The organism is Halocynthiibacter sp. C4 (assembly GCF_028823805.1).
Classification (GTDB): Bacteria; Pseudomonadota; Alphaproteobacteria; order Rhodobacterales; family Rhodobacteraceae; genus Falsihalocynthiibacter; species Falsihalocynthiibacter halioticoli.
In genome coordinates, this window is the sequence record NZ_JAPEIE010000002.1 from 385,610 (window position 1) to 406,279 (window position 20,670).

The window sequence follows — 20,670 nt, forward strand, 5'->3', positions numbered from 1 at the left end:
GTTCGATATGTTCAATCATCACAGGGCTACGCATTGTCGTCATGCCCTGCTCTCAACCCGTCGCGAACGCGGTGAGCGATCTCGATAAACTCGGCGCTGTCGCGAATTTCCAGCGGCCGTTCGCGTGGCAATGTGCTTTCGATCACATCGGTAATCCGCCCCGGACGCGGGCTCATCACGACGATTTTCGTGCTGAGGTAAACTGCCTCGGGAATGGAGTGGGTCACAAATCCGATGGTCTTGTTGGTACGATCCCAAAGCTTCAAGAGTTGTTCGTTAAGGTGATCGCGAACAATCTCGTCAAGCGCGCCAAAGGGTTCGTCCATCAGAAGGATGTCCGCGTCAAAGGCCAGCGCCCGCGCGATGCTCGCCCGCTGCTGCATCCCGCCAGAAAGCTGCCATGGATATTTGTTGCCGAAACCAGCCAGATCCACCAGTTCCAAAACCCGCTCCACACGCTGGTTCTGCTCTGCTTTGTCAAAGCCCATGATCTCCAGTGGCAGCTTGATATTGCCCGCAATCGTGCGCCACGGATAAAGCCCCGCGGCCTGAAAAACATAGCCGTAAGCGCGGTTCTTGCGGGCCTCTTCGGCGCTCATGCCGTTTACGGTCAACGTGCCGCTTGTCGGCGTTTCGAGGGCCGCGATTGTGCGGAGAAACGTGGTCTTGCCACAGCCTGACGGGCCGATGAAACTCACGAAATCGCCCTTATTGATCTGTAAGTTCACATTCTTGAGCGCGTGAACCGGCCCGTCGTTTGTCTGGAATGTAAGATCAAGATTTTTGGCTTCTATTACAGTTGCTTGGCTCACGCCGCCCCCCATGGGTAGTGCCGGTTTTCCGGTCGTTGATGTGACGCACCCGAGTGGATGCGCCAAGGTTTATTTCCCGATCAGATGCCTGCTGGGATGTTCATTGGATCGCGTTTGATGGTGCGCGGGCTATTCAGTTCTTTCCACTTGCTCAGGGCTTTGCTGGCGCTAGAGAACGCAGGGCGCGGCACGAAACGGCCACGGCCCGGCTGTGGCTGACTGTTTTGCCCCCACGCCCAGATCACTTCGCCACGGCTTAGCGTATAGCGGCTCTGCGCCGTAACCTCGAAACCTTCGAACACGTTATAATCAAGCACCGAGTGATGGTTTGCTTGGCTGATAGTTTTGCTGATTTTCGGATCCCAAACCACGATATCAGCGTCTGCCCCCTCAACAATCGCACCTTTCTTTGGATAGATATTGAGGATTTTAGCCACATTGGAACTTGTCGCGGCGACAAACTCGTTCGGCGTCAGGCGGCCAGTTTCAACACCCTCAGTCCAAAGTACTGCGAGGCGCTCTTCAAGGCCGTTAGAACCGTTTGGAATCAAACAGAAGTTATCCTTACCCATCAGCTTTTGTTCGCTGGTAAAGGCGGCGTGGTCCGTTGCGACAACCTGCAAAGAGCCGCTTTGCAGACCTGCCCAGAGGCTCGCCTGATGGCTTTTGTCGCGGAACGGAGGGCTCATCACGCGGCGGGCGGAATGCATCCAATCCCCTTTGAAATACTCGCTTTCATCAAGCGTCAGGAACTGGATTAAAGGCTCGCCGTAAATGCGCATGCCCTTCTGACGGGCGCGGCGGATCGCTTCATGCGCCTGTTCACAGGAAACATGCACAATATAGAGCGGCGTTCCAGCGGCATCGGCGATTGTGATCGCACGGTTTGCCGCCTCTCCCTCAACTTCAGCGGGACGCGAATAGGCGTGACCTTCAGGGCCAGTTATCCCTTCGGCGAGGTATTTTTTCTGAAGGATATCAACGATATCCCCATTTTCCGCATGCACCATCGGAAGCGCGCCAAGCTCTTTGCAGCGCTGGAAGGAGGCAAACATTTCATCATCTTCAACCATTAAGGCGCCTTTGTAGGCCATAAAATGTTTGAAAGAGTTAACGCCCATATCAACGGCGTCTTTCATTTCGGCGTGGATCTGTTCGTTCCAGCCGGTGATCGCCATGTGATAGCCGATGTCAGCACAAATCTGAGGTGCTGATTTGCGATGCCATTCGTTGATCGCATTTTTGATTGACCCGTCCTCGCCCGGAAGACAGAAATCAACCAGCATCGTGGTACCGCCAGCAGCCGCGGCCCATGTACCGCTCTCGAAAGTTTCAGCGGCGGTGGTCCCCATAAAGGGCATCTCGAGGTGGGTGTGCGGATCAATCCCGCCCGGGATGACATAGGCACCTTCGGCATCAATATATTCATCGCCAGTAAGGTTCTCGCCAATCTGCTTGATGGTTTCCCCTTCAATCAGAACATCGGCTTTCCACGTCCGATCAGCGGTACAAACGGTGCCGTTTTTGATAACTTTGGTCATTAGCTTTCTCCCTGAGGGGTGCGCCCTCTATCTTCGAACAGGACCAACGCGGCAGGCCGTTTCCCGCCGCATATCCTTGTTATTCCACAATTTCCGCTGTTTCCAAAACAGCATGGAGCAGCACATCCGCGCCTGCGGCGGCCCATTCCTTGGAAATCTCCTCGGCCTCATTATGCGACAGCCCGTCAACGCAGGGGCACATTACCATGGCCGTGGGGGCAACACGGTTGATCCAGCATGCATCATGCCCTGCACCCGAGATTATGTTCATATGGCTGTAGCCAAGGCGCTCAGCCGCATTGCGCACGGCCGTTACGCAGTTTTCATCAAAGGCCACCGGATCAAACCCGCCAGTCTTTTTGAACGAAACCTCGAGCCCCATTTCATCGCAGATCTTTTTGGCGCCGTCCTTAAAACGGCTTTCCATATCTTCGATCACCTCAAGCTCTGGGCTACGGAAATCGACGGTGAACACGACTTTTCCAGGGATCACGTTGCGCGAATTGGGGTATACATCAATATGCCCCGCAGCACCAACGGCATGAGGCGCGTGCGACAACGCAATCTGGTTCACAAGCTCAAGGCAATGCGCAAGCCCAAGACCCGCATCGCGGCGCATCGGCATCGGAGTCGAGCCTGTGTGCGCGTCTTTGCCAGTGATTGTGACTTCGGTCCATGACAGCCCCTGCCCGTGGGTGACAACGCCAATGTCTTTGCCCTCGGCTTCAAGGATCGGCCCTTGTTCGATGTGTAGTTCAAAGAAGGCGTGCATCTTGCGCGCGCCGACTTCTTCTTCGCCGCGCCACCCGATCCGTGCCAGCTCATCGCCGAACTTTTTGCCTTCGGCATCTTCGCGGTCATAGGCCCACTCTTGCGTGTGCATGCCCGCAAAAACACCAGACGCCAGCATCGCGGGGGCAAAGCGCGTGCCCTCTTCGTTGGTCCAGTTGGTGACGACAATGGGATGCTTGGTCTTGATGCCAAGGTCATTCATTGTCCGCAGCAGTTCCAATCCGCCAAGAACCCCCAACACACCATCGTATTTCCCGCCGGTGGGCTGGGTATCTAGGTGGCTCCCCACATAAACTGGAAGCGCGTCGGGGTCTGTTCCTTCGCGATGGGCAAACATGTTGCCCATCTGGTCCAGCCCCATTGTGCAGCCAGCCTCTTCGCACCACTCCTGAAACAAAGCGCGGCCTTCGGCGTCTTCATCGGTCACTGTCTGGCGGTTGTTGCCTCCTGCGACACCTGGCCCGATCTGGGCCATCTCCATAAGGCTGTCCCAAAGACGGTCGCCGTTGATTTTCAGGTTCTCTCCTGGTGCTGGCATGTGGGTTCTCTCCTGCTGCTGGCCTCGGTATTGCTTAGTCTAACGATTTAAGAACGTCGGCTAAGGTCCCGATAAGCTGGTCTATATGTTCTTTTTCGATGATTAGTGGCGGGCTCATGGCGATGATGTCACCCGTGGTGCGGATCAATACGCCCTTGTCATAGGCCTCTAGGAAGGCATTAAACGCACGCTTGGTTGGCTCACCGGCAATCGGCTCAAGCTCGACCGCGCCGATAAGACCCATGTTGCGAATATCAATGACATGCGGCAGCCCCTTAAGGCTGTGAAGCGCCTCCTGCCAGTATTCAGCCATGCTGTCCGCACGATTGAACAAATCTTCTTCGCGATAGGTTTCAAGCGTTGCCAAGCCCGCCGCACAGGCAACCGGATTGCCCGAATATGTGTAACCGTGGAACAGCTCGATCATATGTTCGGGGCCTGTCATAAAGGCATCGTGGATTTCGCTTGTGGCAAGCACGGCCCCCATTGGAATTACACCGTTGGTCAGCCCTTTGGCCGTGGTGATAAGATCAGGCTGCACGTCGAAATGCTCCGCCGCAAAGCTGGACCCCAAACGGCCAAAACCCGTGATAACCTCATCAAAAATAAGCAAAATACCGTATTTCTTGGTCAGTTCGCGAAGCCGCTCAAGATACCCTTTCGGCGGCATAATAACCCCCGCAGACCCCGCCATCGGCTCGACGATCACGGCGGCGATCGTTTCCTCGCCGTGCAGCGCGACCATCCGTTCAAGATCATCGGCAAGCTCCCAGCCATGCTCTGGCTGGCCCTTGGTATAGGCGTTCTTGTCGATCAGATGCGTATGCGGAAGATGCAGCGTTCCGTTGAGGTGCTGGCCAAACATCCGGCGATTGTTCACAAGGCCGCCGACGGAGATTCCGCCAAAATTTACACCGTGATAGCCCTTTTCGCGCCCAACAAGCCGCGTGCGTGTGCCCTGCCCAATGGCGCGCTGATAGGCGAGCGCGATCTTGAGCGCGGTCTCAACCGACTCTGACCCCGAGTTTGTAAAGAACACATGCTCCATGCCCTTCGGCGCAATATCTCGAATGGTGCTTGCCAGTTCGAAGGCTTTCGGGTGGCCCATTTGAAACGCTGGCGCATAATCAAGTTCGGCTACTTGTTTTTGGACTGCCTCGGTAATCTTGGGGCGCGCATGCCCCGCGTTACAACACCACAATCCTGCGGTGCCATCCAAAACCTGCCGCCCATCGGCCGTTGTGTAGTGCATATCCTTCGCCGCCGTAAAAAGGCGCGGTGCCTTCTTATACTGGCGGTTCGCCGTAAACGGCATCCAGAATGCCGAAAGGTCATTGGGGATATTTGTGTGATCGTTTGCCATAGGGCGGTCCTCCACATGAAATGCCTGTTCTTGGCGCATTTCGAAATTATTTGACCATTCGGTCAATCTCACGCTAGCAGAGAAGGTAAGTCAGTCAAGTTTTTCGACTCGGCTTTTTGCGTAAAAACTGCGCATTTGCACAGGATTCCACCACCTCCACGGAGGGAATGGTACTTTTTTACGCGAGAGGTTAAAAGCCGTGGCAATACGGTATCGCGCAAGCGGATACTCAGGCAGGAAAGGCCGGTTATGAACAGGAAAAAACCAAACACGCGCATCCAGCAAAAGAACACGGCGACGATTCTCGAGGCTGCGCTCGAAGTGTTTTCCCAGTTCGGGTTTCGCGGCTCGACACTGGACCAGATTTCCGAAGCCGCCGGCATGAGCAAGCCCAATTTGCTCTATTATTTCCCGTCCAAAGAGGCCATCCACGCAACCCTTTTGGAAGAGCTTATGGAAACATGGCTTGATCCGCTTCACAAACTGAATGCCGATGGCGAACCCCGCGCAGAAATCCTTGATTATGTGCGCCGCAAGCTTCAAATGAGCCGCGATTTTCCGCGCGAAAGCCGACTGTTTGCCAATGAAATTCTTCAAGGTGCACCGCGGATCGGTGGCGCGATCCAAGGGGAGTTGAAGGACCTCGTGGACGAGAAATCAAAGGTGATCGAAGGTTGGATCGAAGAAGGCAAAATCGCGCGCGTTAATCCGCGTCACCTTTTGTTTTCAATCTGGTCCCTAACGCAGCATTACGCAGATTTCGACGTTCAAGTACGAATGGTTCTGGGCGGCGAACATGTTGATCCCTTCCCTGATGCCGAAGCTTTTCTTGATACCCTGTTTACCCGATTGCTCGACGCGCATACGGCGTAAACAGAAAAAGGCCCGACGCGATCGCCGGGCCTTTTCTTTGTAGATTTGCCAGAGACTATTCCGCAGCAACAACCGCTGGGTTGTTGGGGTGCTCTGTCCAGTTGGAATAATCGCCAACCTTTTCGCCCGTCCGCTCATCCACTTCGCCTTTTTCAAGCGTTTTCATGGTGATGCAGTTCTCGACCGGGCACACATTCACACAGAGGTTACAGGCCACGCATTCGCTATCGTCCACGGTGAACACCCGATCCTCAGACATCAAAATCGCCTGATGGCTGGTGTCTTCGCAAGCGGCATAGCAGCGACCACATTTGATGCAATCGTCTTGGTTGATGACAGCTTTGGTGACGTGATTGAGGTTAAGATACTGCCAATCGGTGACATTCGGCGTCGCTTTGCCAACGAAATCAGCTGTGCTTTCGTATCCTTTCTCATCCATCCACTGGCTAAGACCGGAAATCATTTCCTGCACAACTTTGAACCCATAGGTCATCGCAGCTGTACACACCTGAACATTGCCAGCACCAAGCGCCATGAACTCCGCCGCATCGCGCCATGTTGTAATGCCGCCGATGCCGGAAATCGGCACATCCGCCGTTTCGGCATTGCGCGCGATTTCTGCGACCATGTTCATCGCAATCGGCTTCACCGCAGGGCCGCAATAGCCGCCGTGCGTGCCCTTACCATCAATCATCGGCTCAGGGCTCATCGCATCCAGATCGACCGAAGTGATTGAGTTGATTGTGTTAATCAGGCTGACAGCATCCGCGCCACCTCGTTTCGCCGCTTCGGCGGGCTTGCGAATATCAGTGATGTTTGGCGTAAGCTTCACGATGACGGGCATCCGTGTGTTTTGCTTACACCAACGGGTGACCATCTCGATGTATTCCGGCACCTGACCGACAGCCGAGCCCATGCCACGCTCTGCCATGCCGTGCGGGCAACCGAAGTTCAACTCAACGCCATCCGCGCCAGTCTCTTCAACAACGGGCAAGATTGCTTTCCACGCATCTTCTTCACACGGCACCATAAGCGAAACGACAACCGCGCGGTCCGGATAATCGCGCTTCACCGCTTTGATTTCGCGCAGGTTGGTTTGCAGCGGGCGATCTGTGATCAACTCGATGTTGTTTAGGCCCAGCAAGCGGCGGTCTGCGCCAAAAATTGCGCCATAGCGCGGGCCATTGACGTTCACAACGGGCGGCCCTTCAGAGCCAAGAGTTTTCCAGACCACACCACCCCAACCGGCCTCAAAGGCGCGGCGAACGTTGTATTCCTTATCGGTTGGCGGGGCCGAGGCGAGCCAAAACGGGTTGGGTGATTTAATGCCTACGAATGTGCTTGTTAGATCAGCCATGGCTTAGGCTCCTCCCATCAAATAGCTGTGTATGTCCTCGGCAGCGTCGCGCCCTTCGGCAACCGCAGTCACGGTCAGATCATCGCCGCCGCTTGCGCAATCGCCGCCCGCCCATATACCGGTGACACTTGTTGCGCCAACTTCGGACACGGCGATCTTGCCTCCGTCCATCGCCAGTTCTTCGGGCGCGCCCGAGAGTGTTTGGCCGATAGCTTTGAACACCTGATCGGCCTCAAGCGTTACGGTTTCACCCGTTCCTTTGAGCTTGCCGCCTTCGGTGGTGGTGTATTCGAATTCTACACCTTCAACCGCGCCATTCCCAATCACCTTTTTGGGTGCGGCATTATAGAGAATGCGAACACCCTTGGCTGTGGCCAGTTCTTGTTCATACTGGCTCGCCCCCATCGCGCCCTTATCGCGGCGATAGGCAATGGTCACGTTCTGCGCACCAAGGAGCTTGCTCTGAACCGCGGCGTCAACAGCGGTCATACCGCCGCCAATTACCACGACATTGCGCCCGACCGCCAGGGAGGACAGATCGTTTGACTGGCGCAATTCTGAAATGAAATCAACGGCATCTGCGACGCCGCTTTTGTCTTCGCCCTCGGCCCGAAGTGCATTGACACCGCCAAGCCCCATCCCGAGGAAAACAGCGTCAAACTCATCTTGCAGGCTGGCAAGCGTGAAATCCTCGCCAAGAGCCTTACCCGTTTCAAGGATGATGCCACCGATTTTCAACAGCCATTCTACTTCGCGCTCGGCAAATGAATCGACCGACTTATAGGCCGCGATCCCAAACTCATTAAGACCGCCCGCTTTCTTGCGCGCGTCATAAACAGTTACGTCGTGCCCTTTCATGGCCAAACGGTGCGCCGCAGAAAGCCCTGCTGGCCCCGCGCCCACAACGGCAACCTTTTTGCCCGTGGCATCCGCACGTGTATAAGGATGCTTGCCCGACTCCATCACCGTATCGGTTGCGTAGCGTTGAAGACGGCCAATCTCGACCGGTTTTCCCTCTGCTGTTTCCCTCACGCAGACTTCTTCACAAAGCGTCTCTGTCGGGCAAACGCGTGCGCACATACCACCAAGAATATTCTGATCAAAAATCGTCTGCGCCGCTGCTTCGGGGGTTCCCGTTGCAATCTGGCGGATGAACAGCGGAATATCGATGCTGGTCGGACAGGCCGTCATGCACGGCGCGTCATGGCAAAAGTAACACCGATCTGCGGCAACCAAGGCCTCGTGCGCCTCAAGTGGCGCGTGCAAATCGGCAAAGTTTTCCTTCAATTCGGTATCTGACAACCGCCCCGATGCGATTCCGGGGGTGAACTGGCTGTTCGGCATTTGAGCCTCCCTGCTGGCATTTTTATTAGGTAAAGCGTGGCATAGGTCCATTTTTTTATCAAATGGTAAATTTTGCTAGATTGCATTTTTCTTATGCATGCCTGATTTTTCAGCATTTTTTACGCACAGATGCTTTGCCGATAAGCGTTGCTCAGGCGAAAATTCGTGAACTTGCCCCTATTAATTGGCGCAGGAATGCTTTTCTATCACGGTGCAACGGTCTATAAGCGTGCGAAACCGCGCGGCCGAGCAAAGGCAATAATAACGTGCGACGGAAACCATCGAGGACGGCATGACCAAAAAACATGAATCAGACGTGGCTTTTATCAAAGCACTCGCAGAACTGCTTAACGAAAACGATCTGACAGAGCTTCAGGTAAAGCGCGAATATGGCGCAGACGACAGCCTCAATGTCCGGGTGAGCCGGAAAAACGAGGTGGTCTCCGTTGCTGCTGCGGCGCCAGCACCTGTTGCGGCCGCACCCGCTGCCGCCCCTGCATCACCTGCAGCGGCCCCTGCACCTGCTGCAGCGAGCGACGATCCTTCCGATCATCCGGGCGCAGTACCATCGCCAGTTGTCGGCACCGCCTATATGGCCGCAGAGCCAGGCGCGGCAGCCTTCGTTTCCGTCGGCGACAAAGTCTCCGAAGGCGACACATTGATGATCGTCGAAGCGATGAAAACAATGAACCACATCCCGTCACCAAGCTCGGGCACTGTGAAACGTATTCTGGTGGCTGACGGCGACGCCGTTGAATTCGGCCAACCCCTGATGATCATCGAATAAGGCCAGTGGCAATGTTTGAGAAAATTTTGATCGCAAACCGGGGCGAAATTGCCCTGCGTGTGATCCGCGCGTGTCGGGAAATGGGCATCAAATCGGTGGCCGTTCATTCCACCGCGGATTCAGACGCAATGCATGTACGGATGGCCGATGAAGCCATTTGTATCGGCCCTCCCTCCTCAACTGACAGCTATTTGAACGTGGCGTCGATCATTGCTGCCTGTGAAGTCACCGGCGCGCAAGCGATCCACCCCGGTTATGGCTTCCTGTCGGAAAACGCGGCCTTTGTTCAGGCGCTCGAAGATCACGACATCGCGTTTATCGGCCCAACGGCCGAGCACATCCGCACGATGGGCGACAAGATCACCGCCAAAGACACCATGATCAACCTTGGTGTGCCCTGTGTTCCCGGAAGCGCGGGCGGCGTTCCTGATTACGAAACTGCGGTGAAAGTTGCCGAAGAAGTTGGCTTCCCAGTCATCATCAAAGCAACCGCTGGTGGTGGTGGCCGCGGTATGAAACTTGCCAAGTCCATCGAAGAGCTCGAAGTGGCGTTCCGCACAGCGCGCGCAGAGGGCAAATCAGCCTTCGGTAACGACGAAGTCTATATCGAGAAGTATCTCGGCAAGCCGCGCCATATCGAAATTCAAGTATTCGGCGATGGTAAAGGTAACGCTGTTCACCTCGGTGAGCGGGATTGTTCGCTCCAGCGTCGTCACCAAAAGGTATTCGAAGAGGCCCCCGGCCCCGTCATCACGCCTGAGCTGCGCGCCCAAATCGGCAAAACCTGTGCCGAAGCGGTTGCCAAAATCAACTATATCGGCGCTGGCACGATCGAATTCCTCTATGAAGACGGCGAGTTCTATTTCATCGAGATGAACACCCGCCTTCAGGTGGAACACCCTGTAACCGAAGCAATTTTCGGGGTGGACCTCGTGCGCGAGCAAATCCGCGTTGCCGCTGGCATGGATATGTCCTTCGGTCAGAATGACCTCGTGATCAACGGCCATGCGATCGAAGTTCGCATTAACGCAGAGCGCTTGCCAAACTTTGCGCCTTGCCCCGGCAAAATCACGCAATACCACGCGCCAGGCGGGCTTGGTGTGCGGATGGATAGCGCGCTGTATGACGGCTATTCGATTCCGCCCTACTACGATTCGCTTATCGGTAAGCTCATCGTTCATGGCCGCAATCGGCCCGAAGCCCTCGCGCGCCTCAAACGTGCTTTGGGCGAGCTGATCGTTGATGGCGTGGCGACAACGCTGCCGCTGTTTGACGCCCTACTCGAAGAGCCGGAAATCCTGACGGGTGATTATGACATCCACTGGCTAGAGAAATGGCTCGAAACCAATCTAGCAGCCTAATCCAACGCCCGCCCAGATTTGAGGCGGGCGTTTTTGCTTTCCGCGACGGTTTATGACCACAGAGCTCACTCCTGAAATCCTGCTGAATGCTTATGCCGCGGGCGTGTTTCCGATGGCCGAAAGCCGCGACAATCCCGAGATTTTCTGGGTTGATCCGCAACATCGTGGCATCTTTCCCCTCGACGGTTTTCATATCTCCCGAAGCCTCGCGCGCAGCTTGCGCAAGGGAAGCTACCAAATCCACGTTAACCGTGATTTCGCCGCCTGCGTGAGTGCCTGCGCGGACCGAGAAGAAACATGGATTAACGATGAAATATTCAGCCTTTATAACGCCTTAAACGAACACGGCTTTGCCCACTCCCTCGAAGTTTGGGACCAAGATGCGCTTGTCGGTGGCGTTTACGGCGTCACTCTTGGCGGTGCATTCTTCGGGGAAAGCATGTTTTCCCGGCAGCGGGATGCCTCAAAAATCGCGTTGGCCTATCTGGTTGATCGGCTTCGACGATGTGGCTACGTGCTGTTTGACACGCAGTTCCTGACCCCGCATTTGGCGAGCCTCGGCGCTATCGAAATTCCGCGCGCAACTTACCGCGCCCAGTTGGCCGATGCCTTGCGCGTGGATGCGAATTTCTATTCGGATTCTTCGGTGCCTTCAGGCGCATCAATCGTGCAGCGCAACACCCAAACGTCGTAACGCGAATGGTCGAGCGCATTGAGTGCCGGCGCAGATGCCATCATCCAGCCCTCAAATACCATCTGCCCGACAAGTTCATCCTTGATCGTCAGATAGGCATAGGCCTCGCCTGACGGGTTGTCAGCCGGATAGCGGCACTCGCCGAGTGTCACCAGAAGCGGACCAACCTTTGTTGAGGTGCCGTTCTTTACCTCATAGTCGTCAAACCCTGTGGACACGCGATCCAAGCCACGCAAAACAGCGCCATTCGCCGTTTCAACCTGCTCCACCACTTCGCGATCAATGTCGCCGAAGCTGGCATTGGCTCGACCATCAAGTATCTCGCGACCCTCTGGATCAATCGTAAAGATTCGGCCGATTTCTTCTTCGGTGACGGGCTCATCACCTGTGAGCCCCATGCCCTCTTCGAAGGAAGGCAGAACAGATTCGTCGATCTCTTGGGCATGAGCCGCCGAAGCCAACGAAAATCCGGCCATACCCGCAAGGGCGATGTAAATGGGGCGTAGTATCATTGCTCGGAAGACCCTGACACAAACTTGAGCAGCAAGGACACAAGGCTCACGGCGCTTTGCGTATCCTCGATCTCTGAGCCGGGTTCATAATTGAATGGTGATCCACCCGGAACGATTTCAACAAAGCTCCCGCCAAGCAGCCCTTCGCTTGCGATGGTAATCGCACTGTCGTCAGGCAACTCAAGACCATTCAAAATCGAAATCTCTGTATCAGCGCGGAATGTTGTTGGATTAAGTTCCATTCCCGTGACGGTACCAATTTTGACGCCGCCAAGCCGAACATCTGTGCCAACCGAGACGCCCTCAGCGGAGCGAAAACTGGCAGTAAGCGGATACCCAGAGGAGCGCGCACCAAAACCTGTGGCCTGACTTGCGTAGGCCAAAAAACCAAGGGCAACGGCCAACACCACGCCCCCAACAACCACTTCGGTCGGGGAATCACTCATATCTATTCAGGCTGCCAGGCTTCGTAATCGGAACGCACAGCAGGCTCGGGACGGCGCATGGACCCAGCCGGCGCATAGGCCGCCAGTGTACCGGTTGCGTTCTCCTCAAGCGGCTTTTCCCATGCTTTATGGGCAAGCGGCGCATCCTTTGGTGTTTCGTTCCATGTAAAATGCAGCCAGCCATGCCAATCCGGCGAAATGCGGCTCGCTTCGACGTTGCCGTTGTAAATCACCCAACGACGGCTTCCGTCCTTGTTCTGGTAATAGCGGTTGCCCTGTTCGTCTTCGCCAACTTGCTCCCCTTTGCGCCATGTGAAAAAGCGCATGCCGAGAGTTTCGTTGTTCCACCAAGTCAACAGGCTGAGAATAAAGCGCATAAGGCCCTCCGAAATTACAGGGTAGATATGCCGTGTTTGTGCGCCGAGGTCCAGCCTGTTGCGGGCCCATGCGGGCAATTTGCCGCTGTTTTTCGCGCACTTCTGGCAAAGATAGGCGGATAAACGAAAAACGGCCCCGAAATCGGAGCCGCATATTCGCTGTAACGAGGTGGGATTATCCTGCGCTTACAGGCTCTTCCTTGGCGTCCTCGTAAACGAGAAGCGGTGCAGCCTCGCCTTTGACGGCCTCTTCGTTCACCACGACCTCTTTCACTTCGGTCAGACCAGGAAGGTCAAACATAGTGTCGAGCAGGATGTCTTCGAGGATAGACCGCAAACCACGCGCCCCGGTTTTACGCTCAATCGCCCGTGCGGCGATGGATTTGAGCGCGTCATCCGTAAAGGTCAGTTTGGCGTCCTCTAGTTCGAACAGAAGCTGGTATTGCTTCACCAATGCGTTTTTCGGCTTGGTCAGAATTGTAACAAGTGCGTCCGCATCCAGATCTTCAAGCGTTGCAATAACCGGAAGGCGGCCAACAAATTCGGGGATTAGACCAAATTTGAGCAAATCTTCAGGCTCAAGCTCTTGGAAAATTTCGCCAACGCCACGATCATCATTGCTCTTCACATTGGCGCCAAAGCCCATTGCGGAGCCCTTGCCGCGCTGCGCGATGATCTTGTCCAGACCCGCAAATGCACCACCGCAAATAAAGAGGATGTTGGTCGTGTCGACTTGCAGGAACTCTTGCTGCGGATGCTTGCGGCCACCTTGTGGCGGCACAGAGGCAACCGTGCCTTCCATGATCTTCAACAGCGCCTGTTGCACACCCTCGCCCGATACATCTCGGGTGATCGAAGGGTTGTCAGACTTGCGCGTAATCTTATCCACCTCGTCAATATAAACGATGCCGCGTTGCGCGCGTTCGACGTTATATTCACTCGCCTGAAGCAGCTTGAGGATGATGTTTTCAACGTCCTCACCCACGTAGCCCGCTTCGGTGAGGGTTGTGGCATCGGCCATTGTGAAAGGTACATCCAAAATCCGCGCCAACGTTTGCGCCAACAAGGTTTTACCGCAACCCGTTGGACCGATCAGCATGATATTGGACTTCGCAAGCTCAATATCGCCGGATTTTCCGGAGTTATTCAGGCGCTTGTAATGGTTGTGGACCGCAACAGAAAGCACCCGTTTGGCATGCCCCTGCCCGATCACATAATCATCCAGAACTTCGCAGATTTCTTTTGGTGTTGGAACGCCATCCGTCGCTTTCAGCCCGCTGGACTTTGTCTCCTCGCGGATGATGTCCATACACAGCTCGACACATTCGTCGCAAATGAAAACGGTTGGTCCGGCAATCAGTTTTCGCACCTCATGCTGGCTCTTTCCGCAAAAAGAGCAATAGAGGGTGTTTTTGCTGTCGCCGCTCGTCGTATTCGCCATTTTGATCCTCTGCTTGATCCTGTGTGGCCATTTGCGCCGAACCAAGCTTAGTAAGCTATTGTGCGGCTGCCCTTGCCCGTAGCTTAGGGCAGCCAATTTTCTTGTACAACGGCAAAATCACCCTGCCGTATTGCCAAATCGATTAGGAGTCTTCCGGTTTCACGCGGTTTTCGACGATTTCGTCGATCAAGCCCCAGTCTTTTGCCTCTTCGGCAGACATGAAGTTATCGCGCTCCAGCCCGTCAACAACAGCTTTGAGCTTCTGCCCTGTGTGCTTCACATAGATGTTGTTCAAACGATCCTTGAGCTTCTGGGTTTCCTGCGCGTGGATCATGATATCCGTCGCTTGCCCCTGATACCCGCCGGATGGCTGGTGAACCATGATCCGGCTGTTCGGGAGGGAGAAACGCATGCCTGGTGCGCCCGCGGCAAGCAACAAGCTGCCCATAGAAGCGGCTTGACCAACGCAAAGCGTGCTTACCTTGGGTTTGATGTATTGCATCGTGTCATAGATCGACAAACCCGAGGTCACAACGCCACCGGGGCTGTTGATATACATGGAGATTTCCTTTTCAGGGTTCTCCGCCTCAAGGTGTAGAAGCTGCGCAACGACAAGCTGGCTCATGCCGTCATGCACAGGGCCGTTCACAAAGATGATCCGCTCTTTCAGGAGGCGGGAGAAAATATCATAGGCCCGCTCGCCACGGCTCGTTTGCTCGACCACCATGGGGACGAGGTTCATATATGTCTCTACTGGATCGTTCATATTCCGCCTGCCTGCTGTTAAGCGTTTCAATCAAACGCGCATAAATATCCTCATGAGTCTTATGCCCGCATCACACGGGCTGCAAGACCTGCCCCCGACTTTCACGGCGACTTTCCCTGCCATCACGCATTATTGCCCTGATATCAGCCAATTCTTATCAAATTGGAAACGCCGCCAAGGTTTTCCGAAATACGCCCTTGCCGCGCCAATTCGCCTCGGGCAGGAAAGAGGCATGAGCAAACTTATCCTCTTTAACAAACCCTTTAATGTTTTGTCGCAATTTACAGACAAAGGCACCGAAGGCAGCACGCGGCAAACGCTTTCGGATTATATCGACGTGCCGAGTGTCTATGCGGCGGGACGGCTTGATAAGGATAGCGAAGGACTGCTGTTACTGACGGACAACGGGCGGCTTCAGGCCAAGATCGCAAACCCGAAATTCAAAATGCCCAAGACCTATTGGGTACAAGTTGAAGGGGAGCCTGATGACGCCGCGATTGACGCACTCCGCAGCGGGGTGAAGCTCAAAGATGGGATGACCCGCCCCGCCGAGGTGAAACGAATTGATGAACCGGCCATTCTGTGGCCCCGCACGCCTCCTGTCCGGTTTCGAAAAACCGTGCCTGACAGCTGGCTTGAACTTACAATTCGCGAGGGGCGCAACCGACAGGTCCGGCGCATGACGGCCGCAGTCGGCGCGCCGACACTGCGGCTCATCCGCTATTCCATCGGCGAATGGTCGCTTGACGGGCTGGCCTCTGGCGACTGGCGCGAAGCCTAAACCGCGAGCCCCTCCGCATCAAAGAAATGCAGGCGCTTTGGATCAAACTTTAGCCCGACGCGATCACCTGATTTCACCTTTGTGTCTCCCTCAACACGTACGGTGATCTGGCCGCTTGCGCCTCCATCCACAATCACAAATGTATCAGCGCCAAGGTACTCCAAAACATCAACAGTGCCATCAAGCGTACCCTCGCCAGCCTTTGTAAAGCTGATATGCTCGGGCCTGCACCCAACCTGCACAGCAGCCCCCGCGCGATCATACGCGCCGCCGCCGGTGCCACCGATGGTATAGCTTTTGCCCGACACTTCGCAGGGCATAACGTTCATTTTCGGCGAACCGATAAACTGCGCCACGAAGAGGTTTGCCGGATTTTCATAAAGCTCACGCGGCGTGCCAACCTGTGCGATATAGCCACCGTCCAGAACCACGATCCGGTCAGCCAAAGTCATGGCTTCGGTCTGGTCGTGGGTTACGTAAATCATTGTTGCCGCAAGGTTTTGATGCAGCTTTGCAATCTCGTAACGCATATCGACACGCAGGCTCGCATCAAGGTTCGACAAAGGCTCATCAAAGAGGAAAGCCGTTGGCGCACGCACAATAGAGCGGCCAATGGCCACCCGCTGCCGCTGCCCGCCAGACATATCCTTTGGGCGGCGATCCAAAAGCGGTTCAAGCTTGAGGATACGAGCGGCCTCGTTCACTTTTTCCTCGATTTCGGCCTTGGGAGCGCCCGCTGTCTTGAGCGAAAAGCCCATGTTGTCGCGCACTGACATATGCGGGTAGAGCGCATAGGATTGGAACACCATCGACAGGCCGCGTTTGCTCGGCGGATCGGCCGTTACGTCATTGCCATCAATCAAGATCGCACCGCGCGAAGTTTCTTCAAGCCCGCCGATCATCCGCAACAGCGTAGACTTACCGCAGCCTGACGGCCCAACGAAAATGATGAATTCCCCATCGGTGATTTCAAGATCCACGCCCTTGATGACCTGCAAATCGCCGTAATATTTCTCAACGGCCTTAAGCGTAATGGCTCCCATTAGAACCTCCCTTTCGCATGTGGTCCGGCCCATGTCAGCCAGATTGCCGCCGTCCATGTGAACACATCACCGCCTTCGGGAGCGCCATCGAGCGGGCTAAAATACTCATAAAAGCCGTGCTCGGCGATCAGCTCCTGCGTCTCCTTTCGAAGGCGCTCGGCGGTTTTGATGTGGCCCTGTTCGTCTAACCCGATACCGATAAGCGTATTAACCATGCCCCAGACAGGGCCGCGCCAATATCGTTTGGGGTTGAAATGCTCGTCCTCTGGATCGTTTGACGGCACGCCGAACTTCACCTCGTCAAGGATACGGTTAAGATGCCCAAGCATCCGATCACCACTCATCCCCGAGTACCACTCAAAGAAGGACGCGGAGCTGAGCGAGTCCGTAAACTCGCCCGTCTTTAGATCAACAGAGTCATAGAAGCCCTTAGGGTTCCAATGATTTTCGACACCCGCTTCAAGGTCTTTGATCCAACCTTCGATCTCTGCGGTTTCGTGATCAAGCTCTAGAGCAATGTGCAACAAGTCGCGACACGCCCGCAGGAAAATGAAGGTAATGCCCACATCCGCCACGCGAAACAGCCCCGTCTTGGCGATCTTCTCTTCGTTCCAACCGCAATCTCGGTTGTGATAAACGATCTTGAGGTAACGGTCGTAATCTTCCTTTTTGGGGCGCATTTCCGGATCAACATGATCGGTGTCTCGCCGATGGTATTCGCCAACACCGGTTGGGTCGATATTGGCCATTGCCTTGTCCCAATCACGCGCGTTGTCACGGCCGCTTTCCCATGGGTGAGTAATGGCGATCATCCCCCGCTCCATGCGGTTTTTGATGAACCAGCGGTGCCAAGACACCAAACGGCCATAGATCAACTCCATGTGCACGCGGCCATAGCGCTTGTCTGCTTCATAGATCGAGCGGATCATCGTGGCGGCCACAGGCGGTTGCGAGATGCCCGACGTATGCGGCACCCGTGGCACATCCCAGACATCCGGCCCGGGGAAATACCCGTCTGCTCGCTTGTGGAAAATGATGTGCGGAAGCATGCCGTTGTCCCACTGTCCGGTGAACAGTGTATGGATTTCGAACCATGCGCGTTTCACGTCAAAGGTCGAGAACCCCCACGCGGCAAAACAGCTGTCCCAGTTCCATTGATATGGATACAGCCCCGCCGTTGGAACCGTATAGCCGCCGCGATCATTCCGGCGCAGAATCTTGCGCGCTTCACGGTCAATTTTGTCGAAATTCATAGTCTTATCCTTTGACTGACCCGGCGGTGAGGCCCTTGGTCATGAAACGTTCTAGCCCGAGGAACAGCACCATAATCGGCACAGTTGCGATAACCGCACCGGCCATGAGGTGCTGCCTCGGTATTTCGGAAGAGTTGAGCATCGCCACCCCACGGGTGAGCGTGAACTTTGAGGGATCATCCAGCAGCATGAAAGCGAGAAGAAACTCGTTCCACGCGATCATGAACACATAGAGCGACACAGAGGCCAGCGCCGGAAGCGACAGCGGCAACGTGATTTTCCAGATCACCTGAAGGCGGCTAAGGCCGTCCATCAACCCCGCTTCCTCGACCTCGCCGGGGAGGCCACGGAAATACCCCTGAAGCATATAAAGCGCCACGGGAATGGTTGTGACCGGATAGATCAGCAGGATGCCAAAGATCGAGTTTCGGAGGCCAATCATCGAGAAACCAATATAGATTGGCAGCGCAAGAACGATGAGCGGCACCATATAAATCAGCAGAATTGAACGCGAAAATGCCTTCTGCCCCTTAAACCGCAACCGCGCGACGGCGTAAGCACCGGGGACCGAAAACGCGAGCGTGATCAATACGGTCATCACAGAGACAAACAGCGACGTAAGCAGGTAACGGTCAAAGTTGAAATCCGCGAACAGCTCGAAATAGCTCCGGAAAAGCCCAAGGCCTTGGCTCCAATCAAGGCTGAAATCCAGCGGGTTTTGTAAGAGCGCCTGCTGGCTTTTCATGCTGGTCATAACCATGACGTAAAACGGGACAACAACAATTACCGTGAAAAAGATATAGCCCACACCAACCAAGAAGCGCAGAATTGCCTCTTCAAACTCGTGGCGGGTTAGGTCTCCAGCTGGACACCCCTTAAGGATCGTCACCAATGGCCAAGCCACAAACAGCCCGCAAGCCGCACCACCCAAGAGCGTCAGCACCAGCGGAACCCCTTCGCCCACGACGATCGGCCCGAAACCAACGCCCGCCGCCGCAGCAAAGACCACAACAGCCGCCCCGATCACAACAGACCTTCCGAGGTAGAGCACCGCTGCCCCGCTTGCCGCGCCAAACACCAGCGCCCAAAGCGCGGATGGTTTGAACGGTGCGCCGGTCATGAAGCTCATCGCAACCGTAACAGTGATCGCAATAACCACCGCCCAGAGCGCGCCAAGCAAAGGCGCCGTCACATATCCAAAGCGCATATACCTCATGGCGTAACCTTTTGTATTTCAGCAGAGATTTCAGTTGGAACTCGCAAGAGGATCATGCGCCTTCCTCCTGATTGATGTACCGGAAGAACAGAACAGAGAAAATCAGCAGCACAGAGAACACAACAACAGCAACCGCCGCCCCCGCTCCGATATTGCCCACCGCAAAAGCCTGTTCATAGACATTCACCGTCAGCGTGCGGGTCCCCGCATTGCCGCCTGTCAGGAGGAAAATGTCGTCGAATTTATTGAAGGTCCAAATGAACCGCAGCAGAAACAGCACAGACAAGATGCCCAGAAGCTGCGGCAAACTCAGGTACCAGAATTTCTGGAATGGGCTCGCGCCATCCATATCGGCGGCCTCGAACATGCCTTCGTCAATGGATTGCATCCGCGCCAGAATAAACAGGAATGAAAGCGGGAAATAGCGCCAGATTTCGAACACTGTCACCATCACAAGTGCTAAGGGTTTTTGACCGAAAAAGTTGATTGGCCCCTCGGTCACGCCCATCTGGATCAAAAGGGCGTTGGCGCTTCCGGAAAAGGGATCAAACAGTGTCACCCACGTAAAGGCCACCGCGATGACAGGCGACACATAGGGGAAAAGGTAAAGCCCACGCAAAACCCCCTGCCCTTTGAAACTCTTGTTCAACAACATCGCCGCAAAAAGCCCGAACACGAGCGCGCCTATGGTGCCGAACACCGTGTAAAACATCGTTACGCCAAGCACGCCCCAGAATTCGGAGCCATCGAAAACACGCGCGAAATTCTCTAGCGTGAATGAGAAATTCGTGAGGATATTGCTTGAAGTCCCGGTGACCACAGCCTCGGTTTCATCAAGATCGGGGTCGGCATCGATAAAGGCTTGGGAAACAACCACATCCAACGTGAAATCATCGCGGAAACCGCCTTCGATATCACCAGCAGTACAGGTCAGCAGGCTGCCTGAAATCTCGCAGCGCGGATCGACAGATGTGATCTCAAGCCCCTCTGGCAGAACATCGGTAAAGCTCACCCCTGTTATCGGCTTGTCTTGGCTTGAATTTCGCACCCGATAACGCAATGTCGCCTCGTCTCCGCCAACCTTGGGGCGTCCGCGTAGGCTCTCGTTCACAATCGGAACAGGAGGACGCAAATCCGCAAGCCCAACCGGCTTGAAACTAATCCAGAAAATCGACAACAGCGGTAGGATCACGACCATCGCAACGCTAATCAACGTCGGGGCCAATAAGCCCCACGCCAACCGTGCCTCGCGCTTGGCCAAGGGGCCAGCGGCGGGCGGCGCACTGTGGTTTGCGGTGTCGGATGTTTCCATTTCAGAGGCTCCTTGGGGACGTATGCCGATGGCGGGCAAAGGCGCGCCATCGGCTCTTTTG

20 protein-coding genes are annotated in these 20,670 nt (G+C 55.2%); 5 read left to right on the forward strand and 15 right to left on the reverse strand.

The window, feature by feature from the left end; genetic code table 11:
* Nucleotides 1-26 precede the first annotated feature (26 nt).
* The 4 genes from OU789_RS08965 to OU789_RS08980 form a co-directional block, all read right to left on the reverse strand.
* The gene (locus OU789_RS08965; RefSeq protein WP_274656026.1) at nucleotides 27-824 is read right to left on the reverse strand and encodes an ABC transporter ATP-binding protein; all 798 of its coding nucleotides are present in this window, start codon (nucleotides 822-824) and stop codon (nucleotides 27-29) included.
* 68 nt (nucleotides 825-892) lie between these two features.
* Nucleotides 893-2,353, reverse strand: coding sequence for a dihydropyrimidinase (gene hydA, locus OU789_RS08970; RefSeq protein WP_263952757.1), 1,461 nt, complete (start codon nucleotides 2,351-2,353; stop codon nucleotides 893-895).
* A gap of 79 nt (nucleotides 2,354-2,432) precedes the next feature.
* The gene (locus OU789_RS08975) at nucleotides 2,433-3,683 is read right to left on the reverse strand and encodes a Zn-dependent hydrolase (protein WP_274655177.1); all 1,251 of its coding nucleotides are present in this window, start codon (nucleotides 3,681-3,683) and stop codon (nucleotides 2,433-2,435) included.
* A gap of 34 nt (nucleotides 3,684-3,717) precedes the next feature.
* Nucleotides 3,718-5,046, reverse strand: coding sequence for an aspartate aminotransferase family protein (locus OU789_RS08980; RefSeq protein ID WP_274655179.1), 1,329 nt, complete (start codon nucleotides 5,044-5,046; stop codon nucleotides 3,718-3,720).
* Between the two features lie 249 nt (nucleotides 5,047-5,295).
* Between OU789_RS08980 and OU789_RS08985 the strand changes: the two genes are divergently transcribed.
* Nucleotides 5,296-5,919, forward strand: a complete 624-nt coding sequence (locus tag OU789_RS08985) for a TetR family transcriptional regulator C-terminal domain-containing protein (protein WP_263952754.1) — start codon at nucleotides 5,296-5,298, stop codon at nucleotides 5,917-5,919.
* Nucleotides 5,920-5,974: 55 nt separating this feature from the next.
* Here the strand turns inward: OU789_RS08985 and preA are convergent, their stop codons facing one another.
* Nucleotides 5,975-7,276, reverse strand: coding sequence for an NAD-dependent dihydropyrimidine dehydrogenase subunit PreA (gene preA, locus OU789_RS08990; protein ID WP_263952753.1), 1,302 nt, complete (start codon nucleotides 7,274-7,276; stop codon nucleotides 5,975-5,977).
* A 3-nt stretch (nucleotides 7,277-7,279) separates the two neighbouring features.
* Nucleotides 7,280-8,620, reverse strand: coding sequence for an NAD(P)-dependent oxidoreductase (locus OU789_RS08995; protein WP_274655182.1), 1,341 nt, complete (start codon nucleotides 8,618-8,620; stop codon nucleotides 7,280-7,282).
* Between the two features lie 292 nt (nucleotides 8,621-8,912).
* Here OU789_RS08995 and accB point away from each other — a divergent pair, with 292 nt between their 5' ends.
* Genes accB through aat form a run of 3 tightly spaced genes read left to right on the forward strand, consistent with a single transcriptional unit; the run spans nucleotide 8,913 to nucleotide 11,462 of the window.
* Nucleotides 8,913-9,407, forward strand: coding sequence for an acetyl-CoA carboxylase biotin carboxyl carrier protein (gene accB, locus OU789_RS09000; RefSeq protein WP_274655184.1), 495 nt, complete (start codon nucleotides 8,913-8,915; stop codon nucleotides 9,405-9,407).
* Nucleotides 9,408-9,418: 11 nt separating this feature from the next.
* Nucleotides 9,419-10,768, forward strand: a complete 1,350-nt coding sequence (accC, locus tag OU789_RS09005) for an acetyl-CoA carboxylase biotin carboxylase subunit (RefSeq protein WP_274655186.1) — start codon at nucleotides 9,419-9,421, stop codon at nucleotides 10,766-10,768.
* A 52-nt stretch (nucleotides 10,769-10,820) separates the two neighbouring features.
* Nucleotides 10,821-11,462, forward strand: coding sequence for a leucyl/phenylalanyl-tRNA--protein transferase (gene aat, locus OU789_RS09010; protein ID WP_274655188.1), 642 nt, complete (start codon nucleotides 10,821-10,823; stop codon nucleotides 11,460-11,462).
* Here aat and OU789_RS09015 read toward each other — a convergent pair.
* The 5 genes from OU789_RS09015 to OU789_RS09035 all read right to left on the reverse strand — a co-directional run bounded on the left by OU789_RS09015 (nucleotide 11,399) and on the right by OU789_RS09035 (nucleotide 15,004).
* Entirely contained in the window at nucleotides 11,399-11,974 is a 576-nt protein-coding gene (locus OU789_RS09015) for a DUF2155 domain-containing protein (RefSeq protein ID WP_274655190.1), read from the reverse strand. The two genes, aat and OU789_RS09015, sit on opposite strands and share 64 nt — an antisense overlap.
* On the reverse strand, nucleotides 11,971-12,420 hold the full coding sequence (gene mlaD / locus OU789_RS09020) for an outer membrane lipid asymmetry maintenance protein MlaD (protein ID WP_263952747.1): 450 nt from the start codon (nucleotides 12,418-12,420) through the stop codon (nucleotides 11,971-11,973). Before mlaD ends, OU789_RS09015 begins: the two co-directional genes overlap by 4 nt.
* A gap of 2 nt (nucleotides 12,421-12,422) precedes the next feature.
* Nucleotides 12,423-12,797: an NADH:ubiquinone oxidoreductase subunit NDUFA12 gene (locus OU789_RS09025; RefSeq protein WP_274655193.1), complete on the reverse strand. Its 375-nt coding sequence runs from the start codon at nucleotides 12,795-12,797 to the stop codon at nucleotides 12,423-12,425.
* Nucleotides 12,798-12,972: 175 nt separating this feature from the next.
* Nucleotides 12,973-14,238, reverse strand: a complete 1,266-nt coding sequence (gene clpX / locus OU789_RS09030; RefSeq protein ID WP_274655195.1) for an ATP-dependent Clp protease ATP-binding subunit ClpX — start codon at nucleotides 14,236-14,238, stop codon at nucleotides 12,973-12,975.
* 142 nt (nucleotides 14,239-14,380) lie between these two features.
* Nucleotides 14,381-15,004: an ATP-dependent Clp protease proteolytic subunit gene (locus OU789_RS09035; RefSeq protein WP_263952744.1), complete on the reverse strand. Its 624-nt coding sequence runs from the start codon at nucleotides 15,002-15,004 to the stop codon at nucleotides 14,381-14,383.
* A gap of 232 nt (nucleotides 15,005-15,236) precedes the next feature.
* On the opposite strand from OU789_RS09035, the gene OU789_RS09040 reads away from it, so the two are divergent.
* Complete coding sequence (locus OU789_RS09040) at nucleotides 15,237-15,785, forward strand: rRNA large subunit pseudouridine synthase E (RefSeq protein WP_274655198.1); 549 nt, start codon at nucleotides 15,237-15,239, stop codon at nucleotides 15,783-15,785.
* On the opposite strand, the gene OU789_RS09045 is transcribed toward OU789_RS09040, so the two are convergent.
* The 4 genes from OU789_RS09045 to OU789_RS09060 are packed head-to-tail and all read right to left on the reverse strand — an operon-like array spanning nucleotide 15,782 to nucleotide 20,609.
* A complete protein-coding gene (locus OU789_RS09045) occupies nucleotides 15,782-16,828 on the reverse strand; it encodes an ABC transporter ATP-binding protein (protein WP_274655200.1) in 1,047 nt (348 codons plus the stop codon). The two genes, OU789_RS09040 and OU789_RS09045, sit on opposite strands and share 4 nt — an antisense overlap.
* Nucleotides 16,828-18,081: an MGH1-like glycoside hydrolase domain-containing protein gene (locus OU789_RS09050; protein WP_274655202.1), complete on the reverse strand. Its 1,254-nt coding sequence runs from the start codon at nucleotides 18,079-18,081 to the stop codon at nucleotides 16,828-16,830. The genes OU789_RS09045 and OU789_RS09050 overlap by 1 nt, the downstream gene beginning before the upstream one ends.
* 4 nt (nucleotides 18,082-18,085) lie before the next feature.
* Nucleotides 18,086-19,297, reverse strand: coding sequence for a carbohydrate ABC transporter permease (locus OU789_RS09055; RefSeq protein WP_274655204.1), 1,212 nt, complete (start codon nucleotides 19,295-19,297; stop codon nucleotides 18,086-18,088).
* Nucleotides 19,298-19,349: 52 nt separating this feature from the next.
* On the reverse strand, nucleotides 19,350-20,609 hold the full coding sequence (locus OU789_RS09060; protein WP_274655206.1) for a sugar ABC transporter permease: 1,260 nt from the start codon (nucleotides 20,607-20,609) through the stop codon (nucleotides 19,350-19,352).
* Nucleotides 20,610-20,670 lie beyond the last annotated feature (61 nt).